31 protein-coding genes are annotated in these 26,754 nt (G+C 68.8%); 18 read left to right on the top strand and 13 right to left on the bottom strand.

Annotated elements, in window-relative coordinates; translation table 11 throughout:
- Nucleotides 1–26: 26 nt before the first annotated feature.
- Nucleotides 27–1,055, bottom strand: a complete 1,029-nt coding sequence (locus AD72_RS16845; RefSeq protein WP_031467473.1) for an aldose 1-epimerase family protein — start codon at nt 1,053–1,055, stop codon at nt 27–29.
- The gene (locus AD72_RS16850; protein WP_051898699.1) at nt 1,052–2,857 is read right to left on the bottom strand and encodes a glycoside hydrolase family 2 protein; all 1,806 of its coding nucleotides are present in this window, start codon (nt 2,855–2,857) and stop codon (nt 1,052–1,054) included. Before AD72_RS16850 ends, AD72_RS16845 begins: the two co-directional genes overlap by 4 nt.
- Nucleotides 2,858–3,044: 187 nt before the next feature.
- Here AD72_RS16850 and AD72_RS16855 point away from each other — a divergent pair, with 187 nt between their 5' ends.
- The 5 genes from AD72_RS16855 to AD72_RS16875 are packed head-to-tail and all read left to right on the top strand — an operon-like array spanning nt 3,045 to nt 7,972.
- Entirely contained in the window at nt 3,045–3,908 is an 864-nt protein-coding gene (locus AD72_RS16855) for an SIS domain-containing protein (protein ID WP_031467475.1), read from the top strand.
- A gap of 2 nt (nt 3,909–3,910) precedes the next feature.
- Nucleotides 3,911–4,807, top strand: a complete 897-nt coding sequence (locus AD72_RS16860) for an ROK family protein (protein ID WP_031467476.1) — start codon at nt 3,911–3,913, stop codon at nt 4,805–4,807.
- Nucleotides 4,804–5,712, top strand: coding sequence for a 1-phosphofructokinase family hexose kinase (locus AD72_RS16865; RefSeq protein WP_031467477.1), 909 nt, complete (start codon nt 4,804–4,806; stop codon nt 5,710–5,712). The genes AD72_RS16860 and AD72_RS16865 overlap by 4 nt, the downstream gene beginning before the upstream one ends.
- Nucleotides 5,713–6,543 carry a class II fructose-bisphosphate aldolase gene (locus AD72_RS16870; protein WP_031467478.1) on the top strand — a complete coding sequence of 277 codons (831 nt, stop codon included), beginning with the start codon at nt 5,713–5,715 and terminating at the stop codon, nt 6,541–6,543.
- 16 nt (nt 6,544–6,559) lie between these two features.
- Nucleotides 6,560–7,972 (top strand): sugar porter family MFS transporter, encoded by a 1,413-nt coding sequence (locus AD72_RS16875; RefSeq protein ID WP_082468988.1) that lies wholly within the window; start codon nt 6,560–6,562, stop codon nt 7,970–7,972.
- A 4-nt stretch (nt 7,973–7,976) separates the two neighbouring features.
- Here the strand turns inward: AD72_RS16875 and AD72_RS16880 are convergent, their stop codons facing one another.
- Nucleotides 7,977–8,639 carry a hypothetical protein gene (locus AD72_RS16880; RefSeq protein ID WP_031467480.1) on the bottom strand — a complete coding sequence of 221 codons (663 nt, stop codon included), beginning with the start codon at nt 8,637–8,639 and terminating at the stop codon, nt 7,977–7,979.
- Between the two features lie 150 nt (nt 8,640–8,789).
- Complete coding sequence (locus tag AD72_RS16885) at nt 8,790–9,152, bottom strand: hypothetical protein (RefSeq protein ID WP_031467481.1); 363 nt, start codon at nt 9,150–9,152, stop codon at nt 8,790–8,792.
- 120 nt (nt 9,153–9,272) lie between these two features.
- On the opposite strand from AD72_RS16885, the gene AD72_RS16890 reads away from it, so the two are divergent.
- Together AD72_RS16890 and AD72_RS16895 are read left to right on the top strand one after the other, a co-directional pair.
- On the top strand, nt 9,273–10,310 hold the full coding sequence (locus AD72_RS16890) for a fatty acid desaturase family protein (protein ID WP_031467482.1): 1,038 nt from the start codon (nt 9,273–9,275) through the stop codon (nt 10,308–10,310).
- A gap of 25 nt (nt 10,311–10,335) precedes the next feature.
- The gene (locus AD72_RS16895; RefSeq protein WP_197284996.1) at nt 10,336–11,163 is read left to right on the top strand and encodes an SGNH/GDSL hydrolase family protein; all 828 of its coding nucleotides are present in this window, start codon (nt 10,336–10,338) and stop codon (nt 11,161–11,163) included.
- Here AD72_RS16895 and AD72_RS16900 read toward each other — a convergent pair.
- Nucleotides 11,110–11,904: a CDP-alcohol phosphatidyltransferase family protein gene (locus AD72_RS16900; RefSeq protein ID WP_231644869.1), complete on the bottom strand. Its 795-nt coding sequence runs from the start codon at nt 11,902–11,904 to the stop codon at nt 11,110–11,112. The genes AD72_RS16895 and AD72_RS16900 overlap by 54 nt on opposite strands.
- 62 nt (nt 11,905–11,966) lie before the next feature.
- Between AD72_RS16900 and AD72_RS16905 the strand changes: the two genes are divergently transcribed.
- From AD72_RS16905 to AD72_RS16925, 5 genes are read left to right on the top strand one after another with little or no spacing between them, the layout of a single operon-like run.
- Nucleotides 11,967–12,923 carry a zinc-dependent alcohol dehydrogenase gene (locus tag AD72_RS16905; protein WP_031467485.1) on the top strand — a complete coding sequence of 319 codons (957 nt, stop codon included), beginning with the start codon at nt 11,967–11,969 and terminating at the stop codon, nt 12,921–12,923.
- 4 nt (nt 12,924–12,927) lie between these two features.
- On the top strand, nt 12,928–13,326 hold the full coding sequence (locus tag AD72_RS16910; protein ID WP_031467486.1) for a 6-pyruvoyl trahydropterin synthase family protein: 399 nt from the start codon (nt 12,928–12,930) through the stop codon (nt 13,324–13,326).
- Nucleotides 13,323–14,306 carry a glycosyltransferase family 4 protein gene (locus AD72_RS16915; protein WP_051898700.1) on the top strand — a complete coding sequence of 328 codons (984 nt, stop codon included), beginning with the start codon at nt 13,323–13,325 and terminating at the stop codon, nt 14,304–14,306. Before AD72_RS16910 ends, AD72_RS16915 begins: the two co-directional genes overlap by 4 nt.
- On the top strand, nt 14,303–15,055 hold the full coding sequence (locus AD72_RS16920) for a hypothetical protein (protein WP_031467488.1): 753 nt from the start codon (nt 14,303–14,305) through the stop codon (nt 15,053–15,055). The genes AD72_RS16915 and AD72_RS16920 overlap by 4 nt, the downstream gene beginning before the upstream one ends.
- Nucleotides 15,052–15,978 (top strand): lysylphosphatidylglycerol synthase transmembrane domain-containing protein, encoded by a 927-nt coding sequence (locus tag AD72_RS16925; protein ID WP_051898701.1) that lies wholly within the window; start codon nt 15,052–15,054, stop codon nt 15,976–15,978. Before AD72_RS16920 ends, AD72_RS16925 begins: the two co-directional genes overlap by 4 nt.
- Before the next feature lie 98 nt (nt 15,979–16,076).
- On the opposite strand, the gene AD72_RS16930 is transcribed toward AD72_RS16925, so the two are convergent.
- Entirely contained in the window at nt 16,077–16,763 is a 687-nt protein-coding gene (locus tag AD72_RS16930) for a creatininase family protein (RefSeq protein WP_031467490.1), read from the bottom strand.
- A 32-nt stretch (nt 16,764–16,795) separates the two neighbouring features.
- On the opposite strand from AD72_RS16930, the gene AD72_RS16935 reads away from it, so the two are divergent.
- Nucleotides 16,796–17,149: a BlaI/MecI/CopY family transcriptional regulator gene (locus AD72_RS16935; protein WP_031467491.1), complete on the top strand. Its 354-nt coding sequence runs from the start codon at nt 16,796–16,798 to the stop codon at nt 17,147–17,149.
- Complete coding sequence (locus AD72_RS16940; protein WP_031467492.1) at nt 17,146–18,099, top strand: M56 family metallopeptidase; 954 nt, start codon at nt 17,146–17,148, stop codon at nt 18,097–18,099. The genes AD72_RS16935 and AD72_RS16940 overlap by 4 nt, the downstream gene beginning before the upstream one ends.
- On the opposite strand, the gene AD72_RS16945 is transcribed toward AD72_RS16940, so the two are convergent.
- Nucleotides 18,078–18,500, bottom strand: coding sequence for a type II toxin-antitoxin system VapC family toxin (locus AD72_RS16945; RefSeq protein ID WP_031467493.1), 423 nt, complete (start codon nt 18,498–18,500; stop codon nt 18,078–18,080). The genes AD72_RS16940 and AD72_RS16945 overlap by 22 nt on opposite strands.
- Nucleotides 18,488–18,763, bottom strand: coding sequence for a type II toxin-antitoxin system Phd/YefM family antitoxin (locus AD72_RS16950; protein ID WP_031467494.1), 276 nt, complete (start codon nt 18,761–18,763; stop codon nt 18,488–18,490). Before AD72_RS16950 ends, AD72_RS16945 begins: the two co-directional genes overlap by 13 nt.
- 100 nt (nt 18,764–18,863) lie before the next feature.
- On the opposite strand from AD72_RS16950, the gene purF reads away from it, so the two are divergent.
- Both purF and purM read left to right on the top strand, forming a co-directional pair.
- Nucleotides 18,864–20,435 (top strand): amidophosphoribosyltransferase, encoded by a 1,572-nt coding sequence (purF, locus tag AD72_RS16955; protein ID WP_051898702.1) that lies wholly within the window; start codon nt 18,864–18,866, stop codon nt 20,433–20,435.
- A gap of 25 nt (nt 20,436–20,460) precedes the next feature.
- Nucleotides 20,461–21,549 (top strand): phosphoribosylformylglycinamidine cyclo-ligase, encoded by a 1,089-nt coding sequence (gene purM, locus AD72_RS16960; protein WP_031467496.1) that lies wholly within the window; start codon nt 20,461–20,463, stop codon nt 21,547–21,549.
- A gap of 44 nt (nt 21,550–21,593) precedes the next feature.
- Here the strand turns inward: purM and AD72_RS16965 are convergent, their stop codons facing one another.
- Complete coding sequence (locus AD72_RS16965; protein WP_026197919.1) at nt 21,594–21,779, bottom strand: DUF3073 domain-containing protein; 186 nt, start codon at nt 21,777–21,779, stop codon at nt 21,594–21,596.
- Nucleotides 21,780–22,061: 282 nt separating this feature from the next.
- Here AD72_RS16965 and AD72_RS16970 point away from each other — a divergent pair, with 282 nt between their 5' ends.
- A complete protein-coding gene (locus AD72_RS16970; protein WP_031467497.1) occupies nt 22,062–22,982 on the top strand; it encodes a DUF8083 family protein in 921 nt (306 codons plus the stop codon).
- A 197-nt stretch (nt 22,983–23,179) separates the two neighbouring features.
- Here AD72_RS16970 and AD72_RS16975 read toward each other — a convergent pair whose 3' ends face one another.
- The 4 genes from AD72_RS16975 to AD72_RS16990 all read right to left on the bottom strand — a co-directional run bounded on the left by AD72_RS16975 (nt 23,180) and on the right by AD72_RS16990 (nt 25,783).
- Nucleotides 23,180–23,740 (bottom strand): RsiG family protein, encoded by a 561-nt coding sequence (locus AD72_RS16975; protein ID WP_026197920.1) that lies wholly within the window; start codon nt 23,738–23,740, stop codon nt 23,180–23,182.
- Between the two features lie 62 nt (nt 23,741–23,802).
- Nucleotides 23,803–24,255 (bottom strand): hypothetical protein, encoded by a 453-nt coding sequence (locus AD72_RS16980; RefSeq protein ID WP_031467498.1) that lies wholly within the window; start codon nt 24,253–24,255, stop codon nt 23,803–23,805.
- Nucleotides 24,252–25,349 (bottom strand): CAF17-like 4Fe-4S cluster assembly/insertion protein YgfZ, encoded by a 1,098-nt coding sequence (gene ygfZ, locus AD72_RS16985; RefSeq protein WP_031467499.1) that lies wholly within the window; start codon nt 25,347–25,349, stop codon nt 24,252–24,254. Before ygfZ ends, AD72_RS16980 begins: the two co-directional genes overlap by 4 nt.
- A 2-nt stretch (nt 25,350–25,351) precedes the next feature.
- On the bottom strand, nt 25,352–25,783 hold the full coding sequence (locus tag AD72_RS16990) for a Fur family transcriptional regulator (protein WP_082468989.1): 432 nt from the start codon (nt 25,781–25,783) through the stop codon (nt 25,352–25,354).
- 27 nt (nt 25,784–25,810) lie between these two features.
- Here AD72_RS16990 and AD72_RS16995 point away from each other — a divergent pair, with 27 nt between their 5' ends.
- The gene (locus AD72_RS16995; RefSeq protein ID WP_031467501.1) at nt 25,811–26,647 is read left to right on the top strand and encodes an aminodeoxychorismate lyase; all 837 of its coding nucleotides are present in this window, start codon (nt 25,811–25,813) and stop codon (nt 26,645–26,647) included.
- Nucleotides 26,648–26,754 lie beyond the last annotated feature (107 nt).

Here is a 26,754-nt window from a genome sequence, read left to right on the forward strand (position 1 = left end):
AGCAGGGAGCATAACCAGCCGGTGAGCTATACGGCGCGCAGTCCCCAGCTGCCCTCCCATGCGCTGCCCGGCGCGATCGTGATGAGTCCGTCCCCGGTGTTGAACGCGTTCGGGGCGCCGACCATGGGTTCGAGCGCGAGGCCGATGCGTTTCGGGCGCGGTATGGAAGGGCTGTCGTCGCTGTACATCTGGTAGTAGTTGTGCCCGGCGTCCATCCACAGCTCGATGTCCACCGAGCCCGGCCTGCGCACGATCGCATGCGAGCGGCCGTTCTGCGTTGTCACATCGGTGAACGCGGTGTCGAGTTTCTGCGCGCCGATCTTGCGGGGTGCGCGGAAATCGTATTCGGTACCGGCGACCGCTGCTTTCCCGGTCGGGATCAGATTGTCGTCCACGAGGTAATAGCTCGCCGCGGGCAGTTCCACGACCAGATCGTCCACGTGCCCACCGGGTGGGGCGGCGACGTAAATGTGGGTCGCCGTGGTGAACGGAGCGTTGGTGGTGCCGATATTGCGCGCGCTCAGCGTGCACTGCAATCCGTCGCGGTCCATCGTGTAGCCGATGCGGAACCGGAGGTGGAACGGATAGCCGTAGGAGGGTGGTTCGGTGTATTCGAGGACGAGCCGGTGCCCGTCGTGGTGCACGAGTTCCCATTCCACGAAATTCAGCAGCCCGTGCAGTGCGGTGTTCTTGGCCACCTCGTTGATCGGCACCTGGTATTCGGTGCCCTCGAAGGTGTACTTACCTGCCGCGATCCGGTTGCACCACGGGAGAATGGTTTTCCCCTGATAACCGGCCTCGCCCATCACCCGTGGATCATGGGTGGCCAGGATTTCCTCGCCGTCCACCTTCCAGGAGTACAGCGCGGCGGCGACCCCGGTGATCACGGCCTCGTGCGAACCGCGCCGGAGCCGGTAGACCGCGCCGTTCTCGCCGACCTGCTTTGCTTGCGCGGCAACGGGTTGCTGTGCCGAAGCCGAAGCCGCGCTCGCCCCGGCCACCGTCGCCCCGGCCGCCATCGCGGTGGTCAGTGCGGCTCGCCTGCTGATGTTCATTCTGTCCCTGCCTTGATCACCGCGAGATTGTCGGCTCGCACGGTCCGCGGATCCGCTTTCACGATCCGCCTGTCGTAGGTCATGAGCCCGTTGACCTCGTTCTCCACATCGGTGGTCTGGGTGTAGACGGCCGCGGACAATCCGTTGTCCCGCACCGTTTTCGCCAGATCCTTGCTGACCTCGTCGTACCGCCGGGTCAGCTGCTGCTGTGTTTTCTCCATTTCGTAGGCCTGCGGTTTGCCCGGCCAGACGTGGCCGTCGAGCACGAGTCCGAGCCCGCCGTATTCACCGTCCACGACCGCGCGCGCATCCCGCACGGCCGGTTTGCCCGGGCCGACATAGGTGTGATCGTCGTAGATATCGCCCGCCCCGGTGTCCGGTTCCGAGTAGCAGCAGTTGACCCCGCTGTCGGCGTTCACGAGCCGGGTCGGGTCGAGGCGTTTGGTCTCCTCGGCGATGCGTGCGGTGTCGAATTCGCCCCAGCCCTCGTTGAACGGCACCCAGGTGACGATGGAGGTGTCGCTGCGGTGCTGGTCGATCAGCTCGCGGAGGCCGTCCTGCAGATTGGCCCGCTGTGCCGCGGTGGGCGGCGGGCTCTGCTCCGGCGGGATACCGAGATCGATGGGAAGCGCGGGCATGTCCTGCCAGACAAGCAATCCGAGCTTGTCCGCCCAGTAGTACCACCGTGCGGGCTCCACCTTGGTGTGCTTGCGCACCATGTTGAAGCCGAGCGCCTTGGTCTGTTCGAGGTCGTAGCGCAGCGCGGAATCGGTCGGCGCGGTGTAGATCCCGTCCGGCCAGTAACCCTGGTCGAGCGGCCCGTGCTGGAACACGATCTTGCCGTTGAGCGCCATCCGCGGGCGGCCCTGGCTGTCCTTCTTGATGCCGATCTCGCGCATCCCGGCGTAGCTGCGCACCGAATCCCCGCTGCCGAGCACCCGCGCGCGGATGTCGTAGAGGTAGGGATTCTCCGGGCTCCACAGGTGCGGGTGCGCGATCCGCAATTGCTGGGTCTTCCCCGCTGCTCCGATGCCCTTCGCGACCAGGCGCCCGGATTTCTCCCGCACCGTGACCTCGACGGCCGCGTGCCCGGTGGCCCGTGGGGTGACCCGGAAGGCGCCGTTCTCCAGATCGGGGGTGACGTCCAGCTTGGACAGGTGCGTGCTCGGGACCGGTTCGGCCCACACGGTCTGCCAGATTCCCGAGCTCGCGGTGTAGAGGATCCCGCCCGGTTTGATGCGCTGCTTGCCGATCGGATATGCGCCGTTCTCCACATCCGCGCGCGCCGAAACGGTGAGTTGCTGTGGACCGGTGCCGCGGATGGCATCGGTGACATCGGCGGAGAAGGCGCCGTATCCGCCGCGATGGCTGGCCACCTGCTTGCCGTTCACGAACACCGTGGCTTCCTGGCTCACCGCGCCGAAGTGCAGCAGGATCCGTTGCCCGCGCCAGGAATTCGGCACGGTGAAGCTGCGCTGATACCACATCCGGTCGTCATGGCGCTGGATTCCGGACAGCGCCGATTCCGGGGAATAGGGGACCAGGATCTGCTCGTCGAGCGCGTCCCTGCTCGTGCCGTACTGCCAGAGCCCGTTCAGATTGAGCCAGCGTTCCCGCTGCAGCTGTGGGCGCGGGTACTCGGGAAGGGCATTGCCCGGGCCGACCGCATCGGTCCACGGGGTGGAGATCGGCGGGCTCTTCCGGTGCCATTGCCCTGCCGATGCGCTGCCCGCCATGCCGAGCAGTAACGCCGCGACCACACAGCAGACGAGCACACCGCTGCGACCAAGTGAGCGCCCCATCGCGCACCGCCGTTTCTTCGATGTTCTGCACATCTTCGATGCCCGCTGATCATCTTTGGTGTGTCCTGGGCCACTCGTCAAGGGCGGCTCCGGCGGGCTGCAGCGAGGTTGCAAAAATATGTTCGAAACAGGCATTGACAGAGCAATAACGCGCAGCTTAACTGAGTCTTGGGAGAATGGAGCAGGTATGTTCGTGAGGGACGAGATCGCCAGTCAGCCGGAATGCTGGCGCAAGATCGCGACACTGGCGCAGGACGTCGCGGGGTTGCCCGAGAAGGGCGAGCGGGTCGCGGTCGTCGGCTGCGGCACCTCGTGGTTCATCGCGCAGTCCTATGCCGCGCTGCGCGAGGCGCGCGGGCAGGGGATCACCGATGCCTTCGCGGCCTCGGAGATGCCCAAGGGCCGCGCCTACGATCGGGTCGTGGCGATCACCCGATCCGGCACCACGACCGAGGTGCTGCACCTGCTCGATTCGCTCGATCCGGCCCGCAGCACCGTGCTCACCGGGGTGCCCGAGGCGATCGGGGACCGCGCCCGCGAGGTGATCGATCTGCGGTTCGCCGATGAACGCTCGGTGGTGCAGACCCGGTTCGCCACGAGCGCGCTCGCGCTGCTGCGCACCCACCTCGGCGTGGATGTGCTCCCGGCAGCGGATCAGGCGCAGCGGGTGCTGGACACCGAAACCCGCGAACTCGTGGACGCCGAGCAGTTCACCTTCGTGGGCACCGGGCAGAACGTCGGGATCGCCAACGAGGCGGCGCTGAAGATGCGCGAGGCGTCCCGGAGCTGGGCGGAGTCCTACCCGGCGCACGAGTACCGGCACGGCCCGATCAGCATCGCCGCACCGGGCCGCGTGGTGTGGATGTTCGGCGAGGTCCCGGATGGCCTCACCGAGGATGTGCGCGCCACCGGAGCCCGGATCGTGCACGAGGACATCGATCCGCTCGCCAGCCTGGTGCGCGCCCAGCTGCTCGCGGTCGCCATCGCCGAGCACCACGGGCTCGATCCGGACCAGCCGCGCCACCTCTCCCGCTCGGTCGTACTGGAGTGACCATGACTGGCGGGCTGGTGATCGGCGTCGATGTCGGGGGGACCTCGATCAAGGCCGCGCTGTTCGACGAGGCGTACGCGCGCACCGAGCAGTGCGGCCGCCCGACCCCGGTGGACGCGGGGGATCCGGCGGGCGCGGTCGCCGAGGAGGCCGCCGATGTGGTCGCCGCGCTGCGGGAAAAGGCCGATGCCCCGGTGACCGGGATCGGCATCGCCCTGCCCGGTGTGGTGGACGAGGCCGCGGGGATCGCCCGCTTCTCCGGCAACCTCGGCTGGCGGGACGCCCCGCTGCACGCGCTGCTCGAACAGCGGATCGGGGAAACGGTCGCGTTCGGGCACGATGTGCGCGCCGGCGGGCTCGCGGAGGCCGTTCTCGGTGCGGGCAAAGGGTTTTCCACATCCCTGTTCCTGCCCATCGGTACCGGGATCGCGTCCGCGCTCACCATCGACGGCCGGACCTATTCCTCCGGTGGTTATGCCGGTGAGCTCGGGCATCTCGATGTGGGGACCGGGAAAACCTGTGTCTGCGGGGCGACCGGCTGCCTGGAGACCGTGGCCACCGGTCCGGCGATCGCCGCCGAATACGAGCGCAGGACCGGAATCCGGGCCGGCAGCGAGGACATCCTCGGCGGCACGGATGCGGACTGCGCCGCGGTGCGGGACGAGCTGCTCGACGCGCTCACCGTCGCCCTAGCGGCGGCCACCACGATTCTCGGCCCCGAGGTGATCGTGTGCGGTGGCGGGGTTTTCGGGGCGGGCGCCCGACTGCTCGAACCACTCGCCGCCCGGCTGGACGAACGGCTCACCTTCCATCGCAGGCCGGTGCTTCGGCTGGCCACGCTCGGTGCATCGGCGGGCTGTGTCGGTGCCGCACTACTCGCGCGGAGGCTCAGCTCGTGATCGTCACCGTCACCCCGAATCCCGCCGTGGATGTCACCTACGGCCTTCCCGAGGTGCGGATCGGCGAGACGCTTCGCCCGCAGCGGGTGGACAAGCGCGCGGGCGGTAAAGGGGTCAACGTGGCGCGCGTACTGCACTCCCTCGGTGAACCCGTTGTGGCGCTTGGGATCGCGGGCGGTGCGAACGGGGACTTCATCGCCCGCGAGCTCGGGGAGTCCGGGCTGGCCAACCGGTTCGTTCCGGTCGCGGGCGAATGCCGGCAGACGGTGACCCTGCGCGCGGAATCGGATGGCAGCGCGACGATCGTGAACGAGCCGGGACCGGAGTTGAGCGCCGGGGAATGGCGCGCCTGCACGGAAATGGTGGCCGAGGCGCTCGATTCGGCCCGGGTGCTCGTGCTTTCCGGCAGCCTCCCGCCCGGTGTCCCGGTCGACGGCTACGCCGAACTGGTGCGGCTTGCCGAACGCGCCGGAGTGCCCGCGATCCTGGACACCTCGGGCCCTGCGCTCGCCGAAGGGCTCGCCGCGCGCCCGCGGCTGGTGAAGCCGAACGACGCCGAGCTCGCCGAGCTGCCCGGATCCCCGGATCCCGGTGCGGTGCACCGGAAATACGGCTGCGCTGTGGTGACCTCCTACGGCGCCGAGGGGCTGCTCGGCGTGGACGACACCGGGGCCTGGCGGGCGCGCCCACCGGAAACCGTGCACGGCAATCCGACCGGTGCCGGGGACGCCTGTGTCGCCGCGCTCGCCATGGGACTGGCCACGGGGCGCCCGTTCGCCGAGACGCTGACCGAGGCGGTCGCCCTTTCCGCGGCCGCGGTGCGGGCGCCACTGGCCGGTTCGGTGGATCTCGAGTATTACCGTGCGATTCGCGCGCGGGTCACGACGAATCAGGTGGAGGCGTAGATGCCACTGGTACCGACGAGCGAGGTCCTCGCGGACGCGGTCGCCCACTCCCGGGGCGCGGGCTCGTTCAACATCATCGCCTTCGAACACATCGAGGGCATCATTTCCGGGGCCGCGGCCGCGCGCACCCCGGTCATCCTGCAGATCAGCCACAACACCGTGCGCTACCACGGCGGGCTCGCCCCGCTCGGCAGTGCGGCGCTGCGGGCGGCCGAGCAGGCCCCGGTTCCGGTCGCGGTGCACCTGGACCACGCGGAGAGCGAGGAACTCGTCGCGGAGGCGGTGGAGCTCGGGTTCGGCTCGGCGATGTTCGACGCGTCCACAATGGACTACGCGGAGAATGTCGCGCGGACACGGACAGTCGTCGAACGTTGCCACGCCGCCGGGGTGCTCGTGGAGGCCGAACTCGGCGAGGTGGGTGGCAAGGACGGCGCGCACGCCCCATGGGTGCGCACGGATCCGGGAGAGGCGAAGGCCTTCGTCGCCGAGACCGGGGTGGACGCACTCGCCGTGGCAGTGGGCAGTTCGCATGCCATGACCAGCAGGGATGCCGTGCTCGACGAGGAACTGATCGCGCGGCTGCGGGACGCGGTCCCGGTTCCCCTTGTGCTGCACGGATCCTCGGGCGTTTCCGATGAGGGGATCGCCGGGGCCGTCGCGGCGGGGATGCGAAAAATTAATATCGCGACTCAACTGAACAAGGTACTTACCAAGACCGTCCGCGATAGCCTCGACGCCGACGGGGACCTGGTCGATCCGAGGAAATACCTCGGTCCCGCGAGGGCGGCCGTCGCAGCCGAGATCACCCGATTACTCGGCGTGCTTGGGTAAGGAGAAGGGATCCACATTGTCAGCGACGCCAATGAGTCCGGCCGCAAGGCCGAAGTTATCCGGTCTCGGAAAACTCATCGCGGTTGCCGCCGCGACGATCGGCATCATCTACGGCTATGACCAGGGGAACATGGCCGGGGCGTTGCTGTTCATCGAGAAGGACATGAACCTCTCGGACGCCGGGAGCGGCAGCCTCAACTCGGTGCTCGTGGCGGGCAATATCGTCGGCGCGCTGATCGCGGGCAAACTCTCCATGGCCATCGGCCGCAAGCTCACGATGGTGCTCGTGGCGATCGGCTACGCGATATTCGCGCTGTGGTCCGCGCTTTCCGGGGACATCGTCACCCTGGACATCGCCCGGTTCTTCCTGGGCCTCACGATCGGTCTCTCCCTCGTGGTGGCACCGATCTTCATCGCCGAATCGGCGCCCGCGCAGATCCGCGGTTCGCTGGTCGTCGGGTACCAGGTCGCCACCGTGACCGGTATCCTGCTCGGCTACCTGGTGGACTTCGGCCTCTCCGGTTCGGGCAACTGGGAACTCATGCTCGGGCTTTCCGCGATTCCCTCGGTTCTGGTGCTGTTCCTGCTGTTCCGGTTGCCGGACACGGCGCGCTGGTACCTGATGAAGGGGCGCACCGAGGAGGCGCGCAAGACCATGGTGCGCGCCGACCCCGGTGTGGATGTGGACGCCGAGATCGCCGCGATCAACAAGGACATGGAGTCCGAGCGCGGTGGTGGCATCGGCGAGATGTTCCGCAAGCCCTATCTGCGCGCCACGGTTTTCGTGCTGATCCTCGGTTTCCTCGTGCAGATCACCGGAATCAACGCGATCACCTACTACAGCCCGAAACTGTTCGAACAGATGGGCTATCACGGTAACGCGTCCACGCTCGGCTTCCCCTCGATCGTGCAAGGCTGTGCGCTCGTGGCCACGATCATCTCGCTGTTCATCATCGACCGCTTCGGGCGCAGGCCGATCCTGATGACCGGGATCGGTGCCATGCTCGTCGCCTCGGTGCTGATGATCGTCGTGTTCACCACCGGCGACCTGCAGAGCGGTTCCACGCTCGGATTCATCGGCATCATCGTGTTCACCGCGGGCTTCAACTTCGGATTCGGCTCGCTGGTCTGGGTGTACGCCTCGGAGAGCTTCCCGGCGCGGCTGCGCGGTCTCGGTGCGACCTTCATGCTCACCGCCGATCTGGTCGCGAACTTCATCGTCGCGCAGTTCTTCCTGCCCGTGCTCACCGATCTGGGCGGGGCGGCAACGTTCATCATCTTCGGCGTGCTCGCGGCGATCTCGTTCGTGTTCGTGCTCGCGTTCGCTCCGGAGACCAAGGGCAAGCCGCTCGAGCAGGTGCGGTTCTTCTGGCAGAACGGCGGGCGCTGGCCGAGTGAGCAGGAGCTGGCCAGCCACGTGGACAAGTGATTCCCTAGGAGAGGGCGGCGAAGCAGTCCCGGACGAGTTCGTTGACCGCATGGTAGAACGCGTTGAGCTCGTCCGGGCGCCGTGTTTCGTAGCGGGTGCGCAGCAGCACCCCGGAGTCGTGGAACTGCGCGTCGGCGATCCCGTGGCCCGCGAGTAGTTCGCCAAGCCGGGCAAGCCGATCGCCGAGTAGCCGCCGCGCCAGATAGCAGGTGCCGCGCAGGTCGATCCGATCACGCAGCATGTCCGCGGGCGGCCGCACGTACTGTGCCTGGCCGTGCACTCCGAACAGTGCGTCGGCGTGCGTGCCTGCTTCGCGGAGCAGTTGGTCACCGAGATCCTGACGGCGCTGAATCGCGGCCCGGTGTGTCTGGTCCCGGTGGTATCCGGGCCCGACGTGCCCCAGCGGCGGCCAGTACGCCGTGACCGGGCCGTCGTCCTCTGCCCGGATGCGGCAGGTCTCCAGCCGTTTCGTCGTGCAGGTGATCAGCCCGATCCGGGTTCGGTTGGCCAGCAAGGAAAGCGCTTCGTCCACAGTGCACACTCCCGCCCCGGGAACCTCGCAGGTCCTGACCGTGGTGACCTGGTCGAGTGCGGCGAGTACCTGCGCGGTCGGCGAATTTCCGGTGCTGGTCTCCGAATACAGCGATACCGTGAAGGGGCGGATCATTTCTTCGTGGCGGTGTGTTCCCGGCGTCGTTGCACCTGCCCGGTCTGCGGGGTGACTTTCTGGACCTTGCTGCGCATCGCGAACCGTACTCCTCGATTTGGTCGGCCACGGTCACCGGCGATTATGCCATTCGCGACATCCCAGACGTGCTCAGTCGCGGAATTGCGTCCGTGCGGCCAGGAAACACGGAATGGCCGCCATGATGCCGATCGGGGCGAGCACGACCGAGCGCCAGGCAAGGACGGCGAGGAAAACCAGGGTGAGTGCCAGCACCGCGGCGAACACCACGGCGGGCCCCGTTTTCCATGCCCCCTCGGTACGTGCCCGCCGGGTCTGCCCGAACAGTGCGAGGAGCGCGGCGGGCAGTCCGAGCAACCACACCGCGTTCTGGCCGGTGATCGTGGTCGTGGCGAGCAAGGCGATGAAACCGGCGGAGATCACCCCGGCGGCCACCCACAGCCAGCCGAGCAGCCGTGCGGCCGCGGCTGTCGGTGGCCGGGAGATCTCGGACATGACCGGACCATAACAACAAGGTCGTGGCTGCCGGAAGGGCAGCATGGTAGGGCCTGCCCCCGGAAAAGATGGGGGCGCGCTGGCCTCCGTTTCCGGTTTCCGATCCCTAATTTCGTGGTCATGACAACGGAAACCCTCAGTCCGCCCGCGGCAGAGCGGGAAACCGGGAGCGATTTCGCGAAGCTCTCCAGGAGAATCGCCGCCAAGGGGCTCTTCGACCGCAGGCCCGGTTACTACGCCGTGCGTATCGGGGTCATCGCCGCGCTCTACCTCGGCGGGATCGCCGCGTTCTTCCTGCTCGGCGACAGCTGGTGGCAGGTCGGGATCGCGGCCTTCTTCGCGCTGATGTACGCCCAGGTCGCGCTCGTCTCGCACGATATCGCGCACCGGCAGGTGTTCCGTAAGCGCAAGCCGAGTCAGTTCGCCGGATGGATCGCCGGAAACCTCGGTATCGGGATGAGCTACGGCAGCTGGATGGACAAGCACACCCGTCATCACGCCAATCCGAACCACGAGGAACTCGATCCCGATGTGGAGCCGGACATCATCGTGTGGTCGAAGGACCAGGCGCGGGCGAGCAAAGGACTGCCCCGGTTCATCGGCCGCTATCAGGCATTCATCTTCTTCCCGCTGCTCACCCTCGAGGGAATCAACCTGCACCTCTCCGGATTCCGCGCATTGCGCAACAGCCCGATGAAGCACAAATGGCTCGAGGGGCTGCTGTTGTCCGTGCACGTGCTCGGCTACCTCGCCGCCCTGTTCCTCGTGCTGTCCCCGGAGAAGGCCATCGTGTTCCTCGTGGTGCACCAATGCCTGTGGGGTGTCTACATGGGATCGGTTTTCGCGCCCGGCCACAAGGGAATGCCCACCCTGAAAGAGGGCGAAAAGCTGGACTATCTGCGCCGCCAGGTATTGACCACGCGGAATGTGCGCGGTGGCCGGTTCGTGGACAATGCGATGGGCGGGCTGAACTACCAGATCGAGCACCATCTTTTCCCGAACATGCCGGCGATCAATCTGCCGCGGGCGCAAGTCGTGGTGCGCGAGTACTGCGCGGAACTCGGGTTGCCCTATTACGAAACCGGGCTGCTCGCCTCCTATGGAGAAACGCTGCGGCATCTGCATTCGGCGGGCGAGCCGATCCGGGCCGGTTCGTGAGCTCGGTCCCACGGGGAGGGTCCGAGTGGTTTCGCTGGGTATCGTGGTCGACGTGTACGCCAGTTATGTCGCGATCGGCGACAGCCAGACCGAGGGACTGCACGACGGGGACGACAAAGCGGGTTTCCGTGGCTGGGCCGATCGGCTCGCCGGACACCTGGCCGCGGTGAACCCCGGACTGCGCTATGCCAACCTCGCCGTGCGCGGCAAGAAGGTCGGCGAGGTGCACGCCGAACAGCTCGATCCGGCCCTCGCGATGCGCCCCGAGCTGGCCACGGTCGTCGCCGGGCTCAACGACATCATCCGGCCCGGATACGACGGCCCCGCGGTGATCGGTCACCTGGAGGAGATGATCGGCTCGCTCAGCTCGGCGGGTACCAAGGTCGCCACGCTCACCTATCCGGATGTCGGGGTGATCATGCCGATCGCGCGGCGGTTGCAGCCGCGCATCGAGTGGTTCAACGCGCAGATCCGGGAGATCGCGGAGCGCCACGGGGCAACGATCGTGGAAACCGATCGGTATCCGGTGTGCACCGATCTGCGGATCTGGAGCCTGGACCGGCTGCACCTCAACACGCTGGGGCACACGCTGCTCGCCGCCGGGTTCGCGCACGGACTGCAGGTCCCGGGAAGCGATGACAGCTGGACCCGGCCGCTGCCACCGCGGCGGGCGCCCTCGCTGCCGGTGACCGTGACCAGGGAAGCGCGCTGGGCGGTGGAATTCCTCGCTCCCTGGGTCGCGCGGCGGGTCCGCGGGCGGTCCTCGGGGGACGGGCGCACCGCGAAACGGCCCGAGCTGTCACCGGTTTCGGTGCAGCCAGCGGATGTCCCGGCCGAAGGACCAGCAGAGTAGGACGAGTGCCAGCGCGGCGAGGGTGATCGCGGCCGGTCGCCCAAAGGAGGGTTGCCCGAAGGAGGGTTGCCCGGTGAACAGCCCGAGATTGCCGAGCAGCATGGCGAGCATGAGCAGGATTCCCTGGAGCGCGGCCACCGTCTTGCGGGCGAAGCTCGGTGGCAGCGGCGCGGTCAGCCAGCCGAACACGCGGGACGCGGCCAGGAACAGGTAGCGCATGGCGCCGATCAGCAGCGCCCACCAGCCGACGACGGTGGCGGCGTAGGCGCTGAGCACCAGAATGACCCAGGCGTCGGTCTCCATATCGAAACGCGCGCCGAAGGCGGAAGCGGTCTCGGTGCGCCGCGCGATCCGGCCGTCCAGCGCGTCGAGGGCGAGGGCGAGGGCCGTCAGGCCGAGCAGAATCGAGAACACTGTTCTGCTTTCGGAACGCTGTTCCCGGAGAAATCCGGAACAGTGTTCTGCGACGAGAGCGGTGATCACACAGGCGAACACCGCTCGCAGCAGGGTGATCCGATCCGCCGGCCCGAGCCGGGTACGCCCATCGCGCAGCCCGGCGGCGAGCAGCCCGGTCAGGCAGCAAGCGAACCCCAGCCCGGCGAACCAGCCGGCGAGCCCGAGCCCGAACAGCCGCCACAGCAGCGCGAGCAGTGCGACCTGCGCGAGACCGGCAAGGCCGAGCACGCCCCATCCGGTGCCGCCGTGGGACACCTCACCGGCCAGGCTCCTCGCGCTGCGCACCCACGACTCCTCGATCGCGATACCGTGACTGCCCCGGCGCACCGAACACGGAGGGGTGGGCGATGGCAGAGGCGTTCTGGGTGCATTCTCCAGGAAAGGGTGAGTTGCGCAGCCTCGACCTGCCCACACCCGGCCCGGACGAGGTGCTGGTACGCACCCGCTATTCGGCGATCAGCAAGGGGACCGAACACCTGGTGTTCCACGGCAGGGTTCCGGCGAGCCAGTACGCGCGGATGCGGGCGCCGTTCCAGGAGGGCGAGTTCCCGTTCCCGGTGAAGTACGGCTACCTGAACGTGGGCCGGGTGGAGCGCGGCCCGGATGAACTGCGCGGTCGCACGGTGTTCTGCCTGTATCCGCACCAGAGCGCGTACGTGGTCCCGGCGAGCGCGGTGACCCCGATCCCGGACGAGGTGCCCGCGAACCGCGCGGTGCTCGCGGGCACGGTGGAGACGGCGGTGAACGCGCTCTGGGATGCGCGCCCGTTGCTCGGCGATCGGGTCGCGGTGGTCGGCGCTGGCATGGTCGGTTGCTGTGTCGCCGCGCTGCTGGCCGGAATCCCCGGTGTCCGGGTGCAGCTGGTGGACACGAACCCGGAACGGGAAGCGGTCGCCGCGGCCTTCGGGGTGGAGTTCGCCCTGCCCGGGCAGGCGCGCGGGAACTGTGATCGCGTGGTGCACGCGAGCGCGAGCGCCGAGGGATTGGCCCGCTGCCTCGAACTGCTCGCGCCGCACGGTGAGGTGCTCGAACTGAGTTGGTACGGCGACCGTCCGGTGACCGTGCCGCTCGGCGAGGACTTCCACTCGCGCAGGCTGACCGTGCGGGCCAGCCAGGTCGGCACGGTGGCGCATCCACGGCGGGATTTCGCGCAGCGAATGGCGCTCGCCGTGGAATTCCTCGCCTCGCCGGTTTTCGACGCGCTCATCACGGGGGAGAGCGCCTTCGCCGAACTGCCGGAGAAAATGCCGGAGATCGTGGACTCGACCCGGTTGTGCCACCGAATTTCCTATCCAGGGGAGTAGAAACATGTTCAGTGTCACCGTTCGCGATCACGTGATGGTCGCGCACAGTTTCCGTGGCGAGGTGTTCGGCCCGGCGCGCAATCTGCACGGTGCCACCTTCGTCGTGGACGCGAGTTTCCGCCGCGCCGAACTGGATGCGGACAACATCGTGGTGGACATCGGCCGGGCCACCGCGAAACTGGGCGAGGTGCTCGGCGAACTCAACTACCGGAATCTGGACGAGGAACCCGCGTTCGCGGGCATCAATACCTCGACGGAGTATCTGGCCAAGGTGATCGCGGACCGGCTCGCCGAGCGGGTGCACGCGGGTGAACTGGGCGAAGGGGCGCACGGGCTCTCCGGGATCACCGTGACCCTGCACGAATCCCATATCGCCTGGGCGAGCTACGAACGCGCGCTGTGATCCCGTTTCTGATCCCGGAATCGGCGGAGCCCAGCGGCGGGCACGTCTACAACGCGCACATCGCCGCCGGGCTTGGCCTGCGTGAGGTCGTGCTGCCGGGGCCCTGGCCGGAACAGGATCAGTCCGCACGGATCGAGTTGGCCGCCGAACTCGCCATGCGGCCACAGGGATCCCAGGTGATCATCGATGGACTTGTCGCGTGTGGACAGCCGGACATCCTTGTGCCGCAAGCAAAGCGGCTGAAGATCACTGTGCTGGTGCATCTCCCGCTCGCCGATGAGACCGGGGCGGACCCGGAACTCGAGCGCCGGGAAGGGGTTGCCCTGCGCGCCGTGCACGCGGTCATCGCCACCAGCGAGTCCACCGCACGCGATTTGGTGCACCGGCACGGAATTCCCGCGCATCGGGTGCACATCGCGGTGCCGGGTACCGAACCCGCGCCGCTCGCGCCCGGCACGGACGGACGCGGCGAACTGCTCTGTGTGGCCTCGCTGACCCCGCGCAAGGGACACGAACTGCTCCTGGATGCGCTCGCGCGAGTGCCCGAACTCGACTGGCGCTGTACCTGCACCGGGCCGGGGAATCCCGAGCATCTCCGGGAAATCACGGACCGCACCGGAATCGGCGAACGGGTTCGGTTCACCGGGCCGCTTACCGGAACCGCGCTCGCGCAGCGGTACGTGGCCGCCGATCTGTTCGTGCTCGCCTCGCACGCCGAGACCTTCGGCATGGTGTTCACCGAGGCGATCGCGCGCGGGATTCCGGTGCTCGCCACGGCGGTCGGCGCGGTCCGGGAAACGGTCGGGGAGGCCGGGCTGCTCGTCGAACCGGGTGATCCGGATGCCTTCGCCGCCGCATTGCGCCGCTGGTTCGCCGAGGAAGCGCTGCGCGTCCGGCTACGCAAGGCCGCGCGGGCGCGCCGTACGATACTGAGCACATGGGAAGAGACGGTCCGGTGCATCGGGAGGGTGCTGGAATGACCTTCAGCGCGGACTGGCTCGCGCTACGGGAACCGGCCGATGCCGCCGCGCGCTCCCGGGAACTGGCCGAGCTCATCCGATTGCCCGGACATGCGGTGATCCGGGATCTCGGCGCCGGAACCGGTTCCATGGGCCGCTGGCTAGCCCCGCTGCTTTCCGGAAAACAGTCCGGAGAACAGCACTGGATCCTGCACGACCGGGACCCGGAACTGCTCGCGGCCGCGCGACTGCCGGTCAGCTGGGAAACCGCGGCAGGCGGGCTGCCCGCCGAATTCGCGGGCACCTCGCTGGTCACCGCCTCCGCGCTGCTCGATCTGCTGGACACCGCGCAGCTCGACGCGCTCGCCACCGGGTGCGTAGCCGCGGGCTGTCCCGCGCTACTCACCCTGACCGTGATCGGCGAGGTGCGGTTCACCCCGGCCGACCCGCTCGATGCCGAACTGGAACAGGCCTTCAACGCGCACCAGCGCAGGCACACCGGGCTCGGCCCGGATGCCGCTGCCGCCGCGGCGGACTCCTTCGCTCGTGCGGGCGCGCGGGTGCACCGGCGACCGAGTCCGTGGCGGATCGAGGCACCGAGCGCGCTCGCCGGGGAATGGCTGCGCGGCTGGGTGAGCGCCGCGGTGGAGTATCGCCCGGAACTCGCCGGACCGGCGGAGGAGTATCTGGCTCACCGGCTCGCCACCCCGTTCAGCGTTACCGTCGGGCACGAGGATCTGCTCGCGATTCCGGAAGGTGGCCCGGCATGACCGCCAAGCTGTGGTCGGTACTGCAACCGCTGCTCGGCGCCGGGGTGCTGTTCGTCCTCGTGCTGCGGCTCGGCACGGACTCCGCACTGCACGGGCTGGCGGCGCTGCGCCCGGGGACGCTGCTCGCCGCGCTCGGGATCGGGTTCCTCACCACGGTGTGCAGCGCGCGCCGGTGGTGGCACATCGCCCGCGCCGTGGACATCCGGCTGCCACTGGACACCGCGATCGCCGACTACTACCGCGCGCTGCTGCTCAACGCGGTGCTCCCGGTCGGCGTGCTCGGGGATGTGCATCGGGGACTGCACCACGGACGGCTGATCGGGGACGTCGGCAAGGGAATGCGCGCGGTCGCACTGGAACGCAGCGCGGGCCAGATCACCGGCATCGTGGTCGCCGTACTGATCCTGCTCGCCCAGCCGCAACTGCTCGGCCTGCTCGCCCCGTACGCGATCTATCTGCTCGCCGGGCTCGCACTGCTGGCGGCGCTCACCGTGATCCTGTTCGCGCGCCGGAACCGGGTGCTGATGCGGATTCTCGCCGAAGCCAGGACCGCGTTCACCGGCTCGGCCCTGCGCGGGGTACTGCTCATGTCGGTGCTGACCTTCCTCGGGCACGTGCTGCTGTTCCTGATCGCCGCACGCGCATCCGGGGCCACCGCGGGAGTCGGGGAGCTGCTTCCGCTCGTGGTGCTCGGGCTGCTCGCGATGTCCCTTCCGGTCAACATCGGCGGTTGGGGACCGCGCGAAGCCGTGCTCGCCATCGGGTTCGGTGCCGCGGGCCTCGGCGCGGGGGCCGGGCTCGCCGCCGGGGTGGCCTACGGAGTGCTCACCCTGGTCGCCGCTCTGCCCGGTGCCCTCGTGCTGCTGCTGCGCCGGGATGCGCGCATCGCGCCCTATCCCAACCCACGCGCCTGCACTAGTTGAATTTGTACTGGGCTTGGCTGGTTTGCGTGGCGGTTCGGGTGCCGCGGGGCAGGCTGCGTGGGTGGTAGTGAGCGGCTGCGCCGCCGAGGAACAACGGCTCAGCTGAACAACTCCAGGTACTCCGCGAAGGATTCGACCAGGCTCGCCAGCAGTGCGGCGCCTTTCTCCGCGCTGGCCAGGGAAGGGCGCCCGATCACCCCGGATTCGGTGTACGGGCGCAGGCCGAGTGTGGGCATGTGCTTGCGCTCGCTGAGGTGATCGGTCGTCTCGTAGCCGGGCCGCACCAGCTCGGGGTGTGCGTGCAACAGGATCGAGGTTTCCCGCTCGCCCGCGTGCATGTCCTCGTCCGGATGGGTCAGCACACCGGCTGCCTCGTGCGCCCGCGCCCAGTCGAGCGGGCTGGGGAACAGCGCCAGGTTCGCGGATTCCTGCACGGTGTTGCCGAGCACATAGTTGCCGCCGTGCCCGTTCACCAGTACCAGGCCCGCGATCTCGGGAAGCGAGGCGGCCACATCCCGGACGAACGCGTCCAGGGTGCGCGCCGAGATGCTCACCGTGCCCGGCCAGTCCGCGTGTTCCTGGGAACAGGAGATGGGCAGCGCGGGCAGCAGGCGCACCGGATGGGCGGCGGCGAGCTCGCCCGCGATGGTCGCCGCGATCACGGTGTCGGTGGCCAGCGGCAGACAGGGGCCGTGCTGTTCGTGGCTGCCGATGGGCAGTACCGCGATCCGGGCCGCGCGCTGGTGTTCCTCGGTCGTCGTCGCCGTGGGGAGCAGAGTGTGCACATCGGTACCCTAGGAGCGGAGGAGGTGGCCGCGTGCACGGTCTCGGTGAGCTCGAGGGCAAGGTGATGGACGTCCTGTGGGGCGCCGACCGGCCCCAGCGGGTGCGGGAGGTGCTCGAGCACCTGGACACCGCCCGGCCGCTCGCCTACACCACGGTGATGACGGTGCTGGACAACCTGCACGGCAAGGGCTGGGTGCACCGGGAACGCGATGGGCGCGCCTATGCGTACCTTCCCGCGCGCAGCAGGGAGGAGGCGGGCGCCCAGCTGCTGCGCGAGGTGCTCGAATCCAGCGGGAACGCCGAACGGGTGCTGCTGCACTTCGCCGAATCCGCCACCGAACGCGAGTCCGAACTGCTGCGCAAGGTGTTCGGGGAGGACCGATGACGCTCGCACTCGGCCTGTTCCTCGCCGCGCTCCTGATCGGGCTGCTCGCCCCGCGGTATCTGCGCATCGCCGTGGATCCGGGCGTGCACCCGAGGCTGGCGCTGCTGGCCTGGACCGGATCGCTGGCCACGATGCTCGCCGCTGCGCTCGGTTCCGCGGCCCTGCTGGCCTTCCCCGCCCGCGCGGACGTGGACGGGATCATCGGCATGACCCACACCTGTGTGAACGTCGCCCGTTCCGGCGGGGTGCCGGGCTTGCGCCTGATCGTCGCGCCACTGGTCGGTGCGGTGCTGTTCGGCGCGCTCGCCTGGTTCGGTCTCGTCGCCGCTCGGGTCCTGGTGCGCAACCTGCGCTGGCGGCGCACCCACCTCTCGCTGGTGCGCGCCTGCGGTGCCGAGGAACACGACTGGCGCGGGACCACGGTGTTCTGGCTCGACCAGCACGCCCCGGTCGCGTACAGCCTCGGCGGGCGCAACGGCACCGTTGTGGTCACCAAGGGCGTCGCCGAGCTGCCCGCCCCGCAGCGCGCCGCCATCCTCGCGCACGAACACGCCCATCTGCGGGCACGGCATCACCTGCTGGTGCTCGCCGCCGAGGCCTGCGCCCGTGCCTTCCCGTTCCTTCCGCTGTGCCGCAGCGCGCCCCCGATCCTGCGGATGCTCGTCGAGCTGTCCGCGGATGCCTGTGCCGCGCGCGAACACGGCAGCGGATCGGTGCGGGACGCCCTGCGCACGCTCGCCGACGGGCATCCCAGCGCCCCGGTTCCCGCGCTCGGCATGTCCCGGGACGCCGTGCGCGCCCGGCTGCGCTGGCTCGGCCCCGAGCGGGCACCCGAGCGCCGTGCCGACTTCGCGCTCACCGCGGTCTTCTCGGCCGTCCCGGTGCTGACCGCGATCGCGGTCAGCGTGGCGCTCGTGCTGTTCTACTGCTACGCGCTGCGGCCCGCCTGAGCACTGCCGAGTACCACGCACTCGACACCGGGAAGGGCATCGAAGCGGGCGCGCGCGTCCGTGGTGTAGACGGTGCGTTCGTAGGCGCGGGCGGTCGCGGCGATGACCAGGTCGTGGGCACCGCGTGGTTCCCCGGACCGTCGGGTGTGCGCGAGCAGTTCCGCGTGGTGCTCGGCAACGGCATCGTCGTACTCGAGGGCCGGGGCCACCTCGAGCACCGAGCCCAGATATCCCCGGATGGCCGCGGCGCGCTGCTCGTCCTGGTCCAGCTTGACCCCGGCGAGGAATTCGGCGACCACGAGCGCGGGGATGGCGATGTCGTCGGCGTCGCCCAGTTCGGGCAGTGGCTCCTTCTTCGCCCCGGCGATCAGCACACCGGTGTCCAGGACTACTCGGCCCATGGATCCGTGTCCGCTTCGGCGGTGGCGAGCTTCCGGGCCGCGGCGAGGTGCCCGGCAAGCTCATCGGCCGCATCGGACATTCCCGGGTGCTCGGCCCAGCGCCGCATGGCCGCGCGGACGGCGGCCCCGTTCGTCTGGTCGGCGGGCGCGATCACGGCTATCCGCTTCCCGCCGCGGGTGAGCGCGATCGTCTCGCCCCGTTCGGTCCGGTCGAGCACCGCCTTGAAGTTCCGGCTGGCCTCGGTCGCCGTCATCTCCCGCATGGGATCAGATTATCTGATTTCGGCTGGTCGGTGATCTGTGCGGCGGCACCCGATGTGCAGGTGTGCGGGTTCGGGCAACGTACACTCTTGACGTATACGGATGCCCCTGGCGAGGAGCGATTGCGTGGCCACCGAATCCACAGCTGAACAGGTCGTTGGCGAGCGGGAGCCGCGTGAGGAATGCGGCGTGTTCGGCGTTTGGGCCCCTGGTGAGGACGTCGCCAAGCTGGCCTTTTACGGGCTGTACGCACTGCAGCACCGTGGTCAGGAGGCGGCGGGGATCTCCGTGGCCGACGGTAAGCAGATCGTGGTGTTCAAGGATCTCGGGCTGGTCAGCCAGGTCTTCGACGAGAAGGTGCTGACCAGTCTGCGCGGGCATCTCGCGGTGGCGCACTGCCGTTATTCGACCACCGGATCGACGGTGTGGGAGAACGCACAGCCGATTTTCCGGGACACCGGAGACGGCAACGGGCTGACCTTCGCGCACAACGGCAACCTGGTGAACACCGAGGAACTGCGCGAACGTTCGGAGGCTGCCGGGCTCAAACCGATGCGCGGGCTGACCGGTTCGAGCTCGGACTCGGACCTGATGTGCGGGCTGCTCGCGCACCTGAGCAGGAGCGAATCACTGTCCCTCGAACAGGCCGCGATGCGCCTGCTGCCCACCCTGCGCGGCGCGTTCTGCCTGGTGTTCTCGGACAAGGACACGCTCTACGCGGCCCGCGATCCGCATGGCGTGCACCCGCTCGTGCTCGGCAGGCTCGAGCGCGGCTGGGTGGTCGCCAGCGAGACGGCCGGGCTGGACATCGTGGGCGCGAGCTTCGTGCGCGAGGTGGAGCCGGGTGAACTGATCGCGATCGACGCCGAGGGGCTGCGTTCCTCGCGGTTCGCCACTCCGGAGCCGAAGGGCTGCGTTTTCGAGTACGTCTACCTGGCCCGCCCGGACAGCTCCATCGCCGGGCGTAGCGTGCACGCCACCCGGGTGGAGATCGGGCGCAGGCTCGCGGACGAGGCGCCCGCCGAGGCCGATCTGGTCATCCCCGTCCCGGAGTCGGGGACTCCGGCCGCGGTCGGGTTCGCCCAGCGCTCTGGTATCCCGTACGGCCAGGGCCTGGTCAAGAACGCCTATGTGGGGCGCACCTTCATCCAGCCCTCGCAGACCATTCGCCAGCTCGGTATCCGGCTCAAACTCAACCCGCTGCGCGAGGTGATCCGGGGCAAGCGGCTCGTGGTCGTGGACGATTCGATCGTGCGCGGGAACACCCAGCGCGCCCTGCTGCGCATGCTGCGCGAGGCGGGCGCGGTCGAGGTGCATGTGCGGATCGCCTCCCCGCCGGTGCGCTGGCCGTGTTTCTACGGCATCGACTTCGCCACCCGCGCCGAACTGATCGCCAACGGGCTCGATGCGGACGGGGTGCGCCGCTCGATCGGTGCCGATTCGCTCGCCTATGTCTCGATCGACGGGATGACCGCGGCCTCGGATCAGCCGCGCAACCGGTTGTGCGCCGCCTGCTTCGACGGCGAGTACCCGATCGCCCTCCCGAAGGGCGCGCTCGCCGGTAAGAACCCCGAAGACAACACGGCACCGGACTCGGATCCGGGTGCCTTCGGAGCATCCGGTACACCGGTACCGGCCGGGTACGGCGCGCAGGAAGCCGTACGGCGTCCCTGATCAATTCAGGCTGGAGAATCTCGTAGTGCGCAACGAAACAGGTTCCTCGCAGGTCACCTACTCCTCAGCCGGAGTGGATATCGAGGCGGGCGAGGAGGCCGTCGAGCGGTTCAAACCCTTCGCGGCGAAGGCCACCCGCCCGGAGGTACGCGGTGGTCTCGGCGGGTTCGCCGGGTTGTTCGCCCTCAAGGCGGAGCGGTGGCGCGAACCGCTGCTCGCCTCCTCGACCGACGGGGTCGGCACCAAGGTCGCGATCGCCCAGGCGATGGATGTGCACGACACCATCGGCAAGGACCTGGTCGCCATGGTGGTGGACGACCTCGTGGTCTGCGGGGCCGAGCCGCTGTTCATGCAGGACTACATCGCGGTGGGACACGTGGACCCGGAGCGGGTGGCGATGCTGGTCAAGGGCATCGCCGAAGGCTGCGTGCTGGCCGGCTGCGCCCTGCTCGGCGGGGAGACCGCGGAACACCCCGGGCTGATGGCCGAGGGTGACTACGACATCTCGGGCACCGGGGTGGGCGTCGTCGAGGCAGACGACCAGCTCGGCCCGGACCGGGTGCGCCCCGGCGATGTGGTGCTCGCGCTCGGCGCTTCCGGACTGCACGCCAACGGTTACTCGCTCGCGCGCCGGGTGTTGCTGGACATCGCGCGCATGCCGTTGGACGGGCACGTCGAGGAATTCGGCCGCACCCTCGGTGAAGAACTACTCGAACCGACCCGTATCTACGCCAAGGACTGCCTCGCGCTCGCCGCGGAGACGAGCGTGCGGACCTTCGCGCACATCACCGGTGGCGGGCTGGCGAACAACCTCGACCGGGTGCTCCCGGAAGGATTGACCGCCGTGCTCGACCGGGACACGTGGAACCCCGCTCCGGTGTTCGGTCTGATCGCCCAGCGTGGGCGCATCGACCGTGCGGAAATGGAGCGCACGTTCAACATGGGTGTCGGCATGGTGGCCGTCGTCGATCCCGAGGATGTCGACCGGGCGCTTGCCGTGCTCACGGCACGACACGTGCCCGGCTGGGTGCTTGGTGAGATCAAGCCCAGCAAGGACATCGACGAGTCCGACGATGTTTCCGTGTTGCTCCGAGGGAACCACTCACGGTTCTGACCGATGGCCGGTGCCGCCGAGGGCGGCACCGGTTCACTACTCGGTCAACGTCGGTAGTCGTAGTCGTCGTACGGATCTCCGTACTTGTCCTCGTAGGCATCATCGTCCTGCGTGGACTTGGAACTGGACAACTCGCGCTGTAAGGCATCAAGGTCCGTGTCCGGGCCGCTGTTGTACTTCAGCTCCCGTGCCACTTTCGTTTGCTTGGCCTTCGCTCGGCCGCGCCCCATCTGGCTCGACCCCCTCATGCAAGGGGCAGGGCGGCCGGGGGAACGGCGGCCCTGCATCTACTGGACATGTTTCGTAGTAACTACCGTACAGGTTCGACGCGGTTTGGCGCGACGTGGCTTGCCTGTGTGTGTCCCGACATTCCCTGGTGATTCGGTTGCCCTGGCGAGATGCGTCCCGGCTGTCCCGCGAATGTGGGAACGCTCACAGAATCGATCCCTGATAGGACGGGCGTACTGGTACCACCACGGCGCCCGTATCGCGCGCGTGGCACGATTTAGGGTGTGCCCCGCCCGTTCGTCGCCTACCTGCGCGTATACCAACCGCTGACGGCCTTCTCCGACGAGTTCGCCGCGCGGTTGCGTCGTGGGCTCTCCGAGCATCCGCTCACCCGTGCCGGGATCGGTGAACGGGAGCGGGAGCTGTGGCTGCGTTCCCAGCTCGCCGTGCCGCGACGGCTGCTTCCCGGCGAGTTCTCCGACGGCAGGCCGAACCCGAACGCCCCGCAGGACGTGCTCGTGCTCGACCCGACCGAGGTCACCGATCTCGACCGGGGAACGGGTTTCGGCACGGAAGGCGCCGAGGTCGCCGAGCTCGCCCCGCTGGTGTGCCCGCTCGACATGCGCCCGCGCTCGGCAGCCGCGCTCGTGGGATTCCTCTCCGGAGCGCCGACCCCGCTGTCCTCGGCCGCGGTGGACGCCTCCTCCGATGTGGTGCGCTCCAGGGCTTCCTCGGTGATGGCCCAGCTGCCCTCCGGCGCGGTGCACTCGGTTTCCTCCACCTACACGGTTCCGCTGCCCTGGTTCGCGCTCGTCGAGCAGGAGGAGCGGTACGTGCGGCTGGCCCCGCGCGAGGATCCGGCGCGAGCCGTGCGCTGGACCGTGACCATGGAATCCGCCAGGTCCAGGGTCGCCCGGGCGGGCAAGGTGGCCGGTGAGGCGATCGGGGAGAACGGGCCGGCGCGGATACTCAACGACACCGACCGGTGGCTGCGGCACTTCGACGAGGACTCGGTGCTCGAGCTGGACTACGGCGGACTGGTGCAGCTCATGGACGACGACCAGATCCTCGCCGACACCAGCGCCGATGACGTGCAGCGGATCGTGGACGCACTGGAACGCGGCGACGGGGACGAGGTCGGCGAGCGCTATGAACGGCTGCGGGATTTCTGGGGTGATCTGGCCATGTTCGAAAGGGCCAACTAGGAGGTTCCTGGGGTTGGGTTGCGTGGGTGGTCCGGTGGCGGAACCGCAGACGCCCCCCCTCACTCCGGGATCGGCCTCCTCATGTATGCCCATACACCACGTCGGCGCTGTCCTCGCGAGGGAACGACTGAGAACCCGCCGCGGTGCCGGTTGCGTGGATGGAGGGAAAGCGCGGCTTCGCCGCTGAGAAGAACGGCTCAGTCCTCGGTGCGTTCGGCGTCGAGTAGTTCGTCCACGCTCGCGCTGCCTTTGCGGTAGCGGCCCGCGATCTCGTCGTTGAGCACGTCGACCACCTGCTGCACCTGTTTGCGGAAGCCGGACACCGAGTCCTCCTCGGCCTGGTAGGCCGCGAGTGCCCGGTCGAGCTGTTCATCGGTGAGCGAGCCGACGTCGGAGAGGTCGACATCGGAGATGAGCGCTTCGACGTGGCGCCGGTGTGCCTCGGCGCGCGAGGGGGTGAGCTCGGAGAACCGTCCGGAGCCCTTCGCCGGACCGACGGCGTTGCGGGAGAGGATGTCGGCGAGCTGGTCGACGACGGGTTCGTCCCCGCCGTGTTCGCGCCTGCGCTGCTCGGCGCGCACGATGTCCATCCGCGCGTGCAGGAGCCGCCGCAGGTAGGAGAGGTCGGTCTCCTCCTGGGCTGCCTCATCGCGCAGCTCACGGACCTCGGCGAGCGGGCGCACGGCGGATCTCGTCGTGTAGTCGGGGGCGAGAACGCGGTCGATGCGCCTGCGTCCCCCAGGGCGGACCTCCATCACGGCTCCATCCTGCGATATGCCGGGTGCACATGGTCGGTGTGGTCGGAACTTTTCCGCAGAACTTACGGTACTGGTTCCGTCCCTAGCAGTATTTTCGCGGAGTCGGGGGACATCGGTGCGCGTCCGGACAAGCGTGCGAGACCTGCGGCGAACGCCACCAGGCGGGGGTCCTCGCCGTCCGGGGTGTCCGCGCTGCCCACCCGCAGGTGCGCGTGCGCGGAAAGGGCCGCGAGCAGCACATCCACCCCGCCGCCGAGCACCGGAACGGCGTCCCCGGGCAGCGAGCGGAGCAGCTCGGCGACGGTGTGCAGGTCACCTTCGGGGAGTACGTACTGGTGCCGCAGTGTCACGTCCTCGCCCGCGACGAGCAGCCCGGTCTCGGTACGGATCGCCGCGAGCTCGGCCGCCCGGGCACCCGGCGGTGGGATGAGTACCGAGGCGCCGACCCGAGCGCAGTCGGCCATGCTGGTGGCCAGGCGCTCGGTGCTGCGTGGGGCCACCGCGATGACGGTCACTTGCCCCGTAGTGCCGCAGCGGCCGCCTTGCCCGGTGCCACATGCTCGGCGGGGACCGAATCGGGGTCCACGGCCGCCTGGATGGCGCGGTCCTCGGCGCCCGCGATCAGTTCGCCGTCCACCGGGGCGGAACGTTTCAGCAGGGCGAGCGCGATCGGGCCGAGTTCGTGGTGGGTGATCACGGTGCCTACCCGGCCGACCGTCTTGGTCCCGGAGAGCACCGGATCGCCGGTCTGCGGCAGCACCTCGGGCGAACCGTCCAGGTGCAGCAGCATGAGCCTGCGCGGCGGCTGGCCGACGTTCTGCACTTTGGACACGGTCTCTTGTCCGCGATAACAGCCCTTGTTCAGATGCACCGCGCTCGGTACCCAGCGGGCTTCGTGCGGGATCGTGCGCTCATCGGTGTCCACGCCGAGCCGGGGGCGCAGTGCCTCCACCCGCAGCGCCTCGTAGGTCCAGGTGCCCGTCGGGCGCACCCCGGCCTCGGTGATGCGCCGCCACCAGTCGGCCAGTTCGGCGCGCGGCACCAGCAGGTCGTAGGAGCCGGGCATGGCGCGGACGAGGCCCTGTCCACCGGGAAGCTCGCGCACCGCGTACGGCTCGTCCGGGAGCTCGAAGTCGACGAGCCCGCCCACCTCGGGGCCGAGCAGGGTGAGCACGCCCAGCTCGGCGATCGAGGTCTCCACGGCCGACCAGAACTTCATCGACTCCAGGTACTCACGCAGCGGCTCCGCGCGACCGGGCTCGTTGTCCAGGTAAACCGTTCGGTTCAGATGGGCGAGGACCGCGTGGTGCTCGACGCGGCCGTGGCTGTCCAGCACCAGTGCCTCGGTGCCGCTGCCCTCGGGCAGTTCGGTGAGCAGCTGCGAGGTGAGCAGGTTCAGCCAGGAACACCGGTCGTCCCCGGTGACCGCGACGACCCCGCGATGCGAGCGGTCGAGCACGGCCGCGGAACGCGCCGCGGTGCGCTGTTCGCCGAACGGGTCGCCGAAATGCCACGCGACGCCATGGTCCGGTGAGTCGTCCGGGTTGGCAATGGCTCCGGGCAGTTCGAGTAGCGGTGAGCTCACACTTCTTTCCTCAGACACAGGCATCCTCAGACACAGTTTTTCCTGACACAGCCGGCGCAGCGCCCGGTGAGCGCGACGTGGTTGGTATCCAGTACGAACCCGGCGCGCTCACGCAATGTTCCCGCGAGCGGTTCGAGTACGGACGTGCCGACCTCCTCGGTGGCCCCGCAGCGCTGGCACACCAGGTGCACGTGCCGGTGTTCGGGGACCGCGTAGATCGGTGCACCCGGGCCGAGATGGGTGCGCGTGACGAGCCCGAGATTCTCGAGCAGTTCCAGGTTGCGGTAGACGGTGGTGATGTTCACCCCGCTCGCCCTGCGGCGTACCTGGGCGCAGATCTGCTCCGGAGTGGAGTGTTCCAGTTCGGCGATCGCGTCGAGCACGAGCTGGCGCTGCGGAGTCATCCGCAACCCGTTGCGATGCAGCGTGTTGCGTAGTCCTGCCTGCTCGGCCTCCACACCCTCAAGCGTACTAACGTTGCGGACATGCGTGTACTGGTAATGCTCGACGGAACGGTCGCCGACCCCGAAGCGGCACACATTCGGGTGGATGATCTCGGTCTCATGCGCGGGGACGGGGTCTTCGAAACGATCCTCGTGGTGGACGGGAAACCGCGGGAGCTCGATCTGCACCTCGACCGGCTCGCGGCCTCCGCGGCCAAGCTCGAGCTGCCCGAACCGGATCGCGTTGCCTGGCAGCACGCCGTCGAGGCGGTGCTGGAGCGCTGGACCGAGCCGGAGTGCGCGCTGAAGCTCGTGTACACCCGCGGCCCCGAGGACACCGATGAGGTGACCGGGTTCGCCCTCGGCATGTCGATCGGCGAACAGGTGCACGAACTGCGGCGCACCGGGGTCTCCGCGGTGACCCTGGAACGCGGTATCGACCCGGGGCTGGCCGAGCGCGCCCCGTGGCTGCTGCTCGGGGCGAAGTCGCTGTCCTACGCGCTGAACATGGCCGCTGGTCGGGAAGCCAAGCGCCGCGGTGCCCAGGAGGTCATCTTCACCGCGAGCGACGGCACCGTGCTCGAAGGGCCGACCTCGACCGTGGTGCTCGCCTCCGGGAACACCCTGCGCACCCCGCCCGCCCAGATCGGCATCCTGCCGGGCACCACGCAGGCGGGGCTGTTCCGCGCTGCCGAGCGTGCGGGCTGGACCTGCACCACCGAGCCCATCGCGGTCGAGGACCTGTTCACCGCCGACCTGGTCATGGTCGCTTCCTCGGTCCGCAAGATCACCCGTGTGCACACCCTGGACGGCAAGCAGCTCGGGGACTCCTCCGCGCTGCACGAGCAGCTGTGCGCGCTCTACGAAGCGGAGTACTAGGAGCCCATTTCACGATGGCACCACCTGCTGCGCGGGGCCAGCGCGGCGCCTCGCGGCGAAGGCGCGCAATCACCATAGCTCCGCTATGGCTCGATCCTCCGCCTTGC

It is taken from the genome of Sciscionella sediminilitoris (genome assembly GCF_000737195.2).
In the GTDB taxonomy this organism is placed as follows: domain Bacteria; phylum Actinomycetota; class Actinomycetes; order Mycobacteriales; family Pseudonocardiaceae; genus Sciscionella; species Sciscionella sediminilitoris.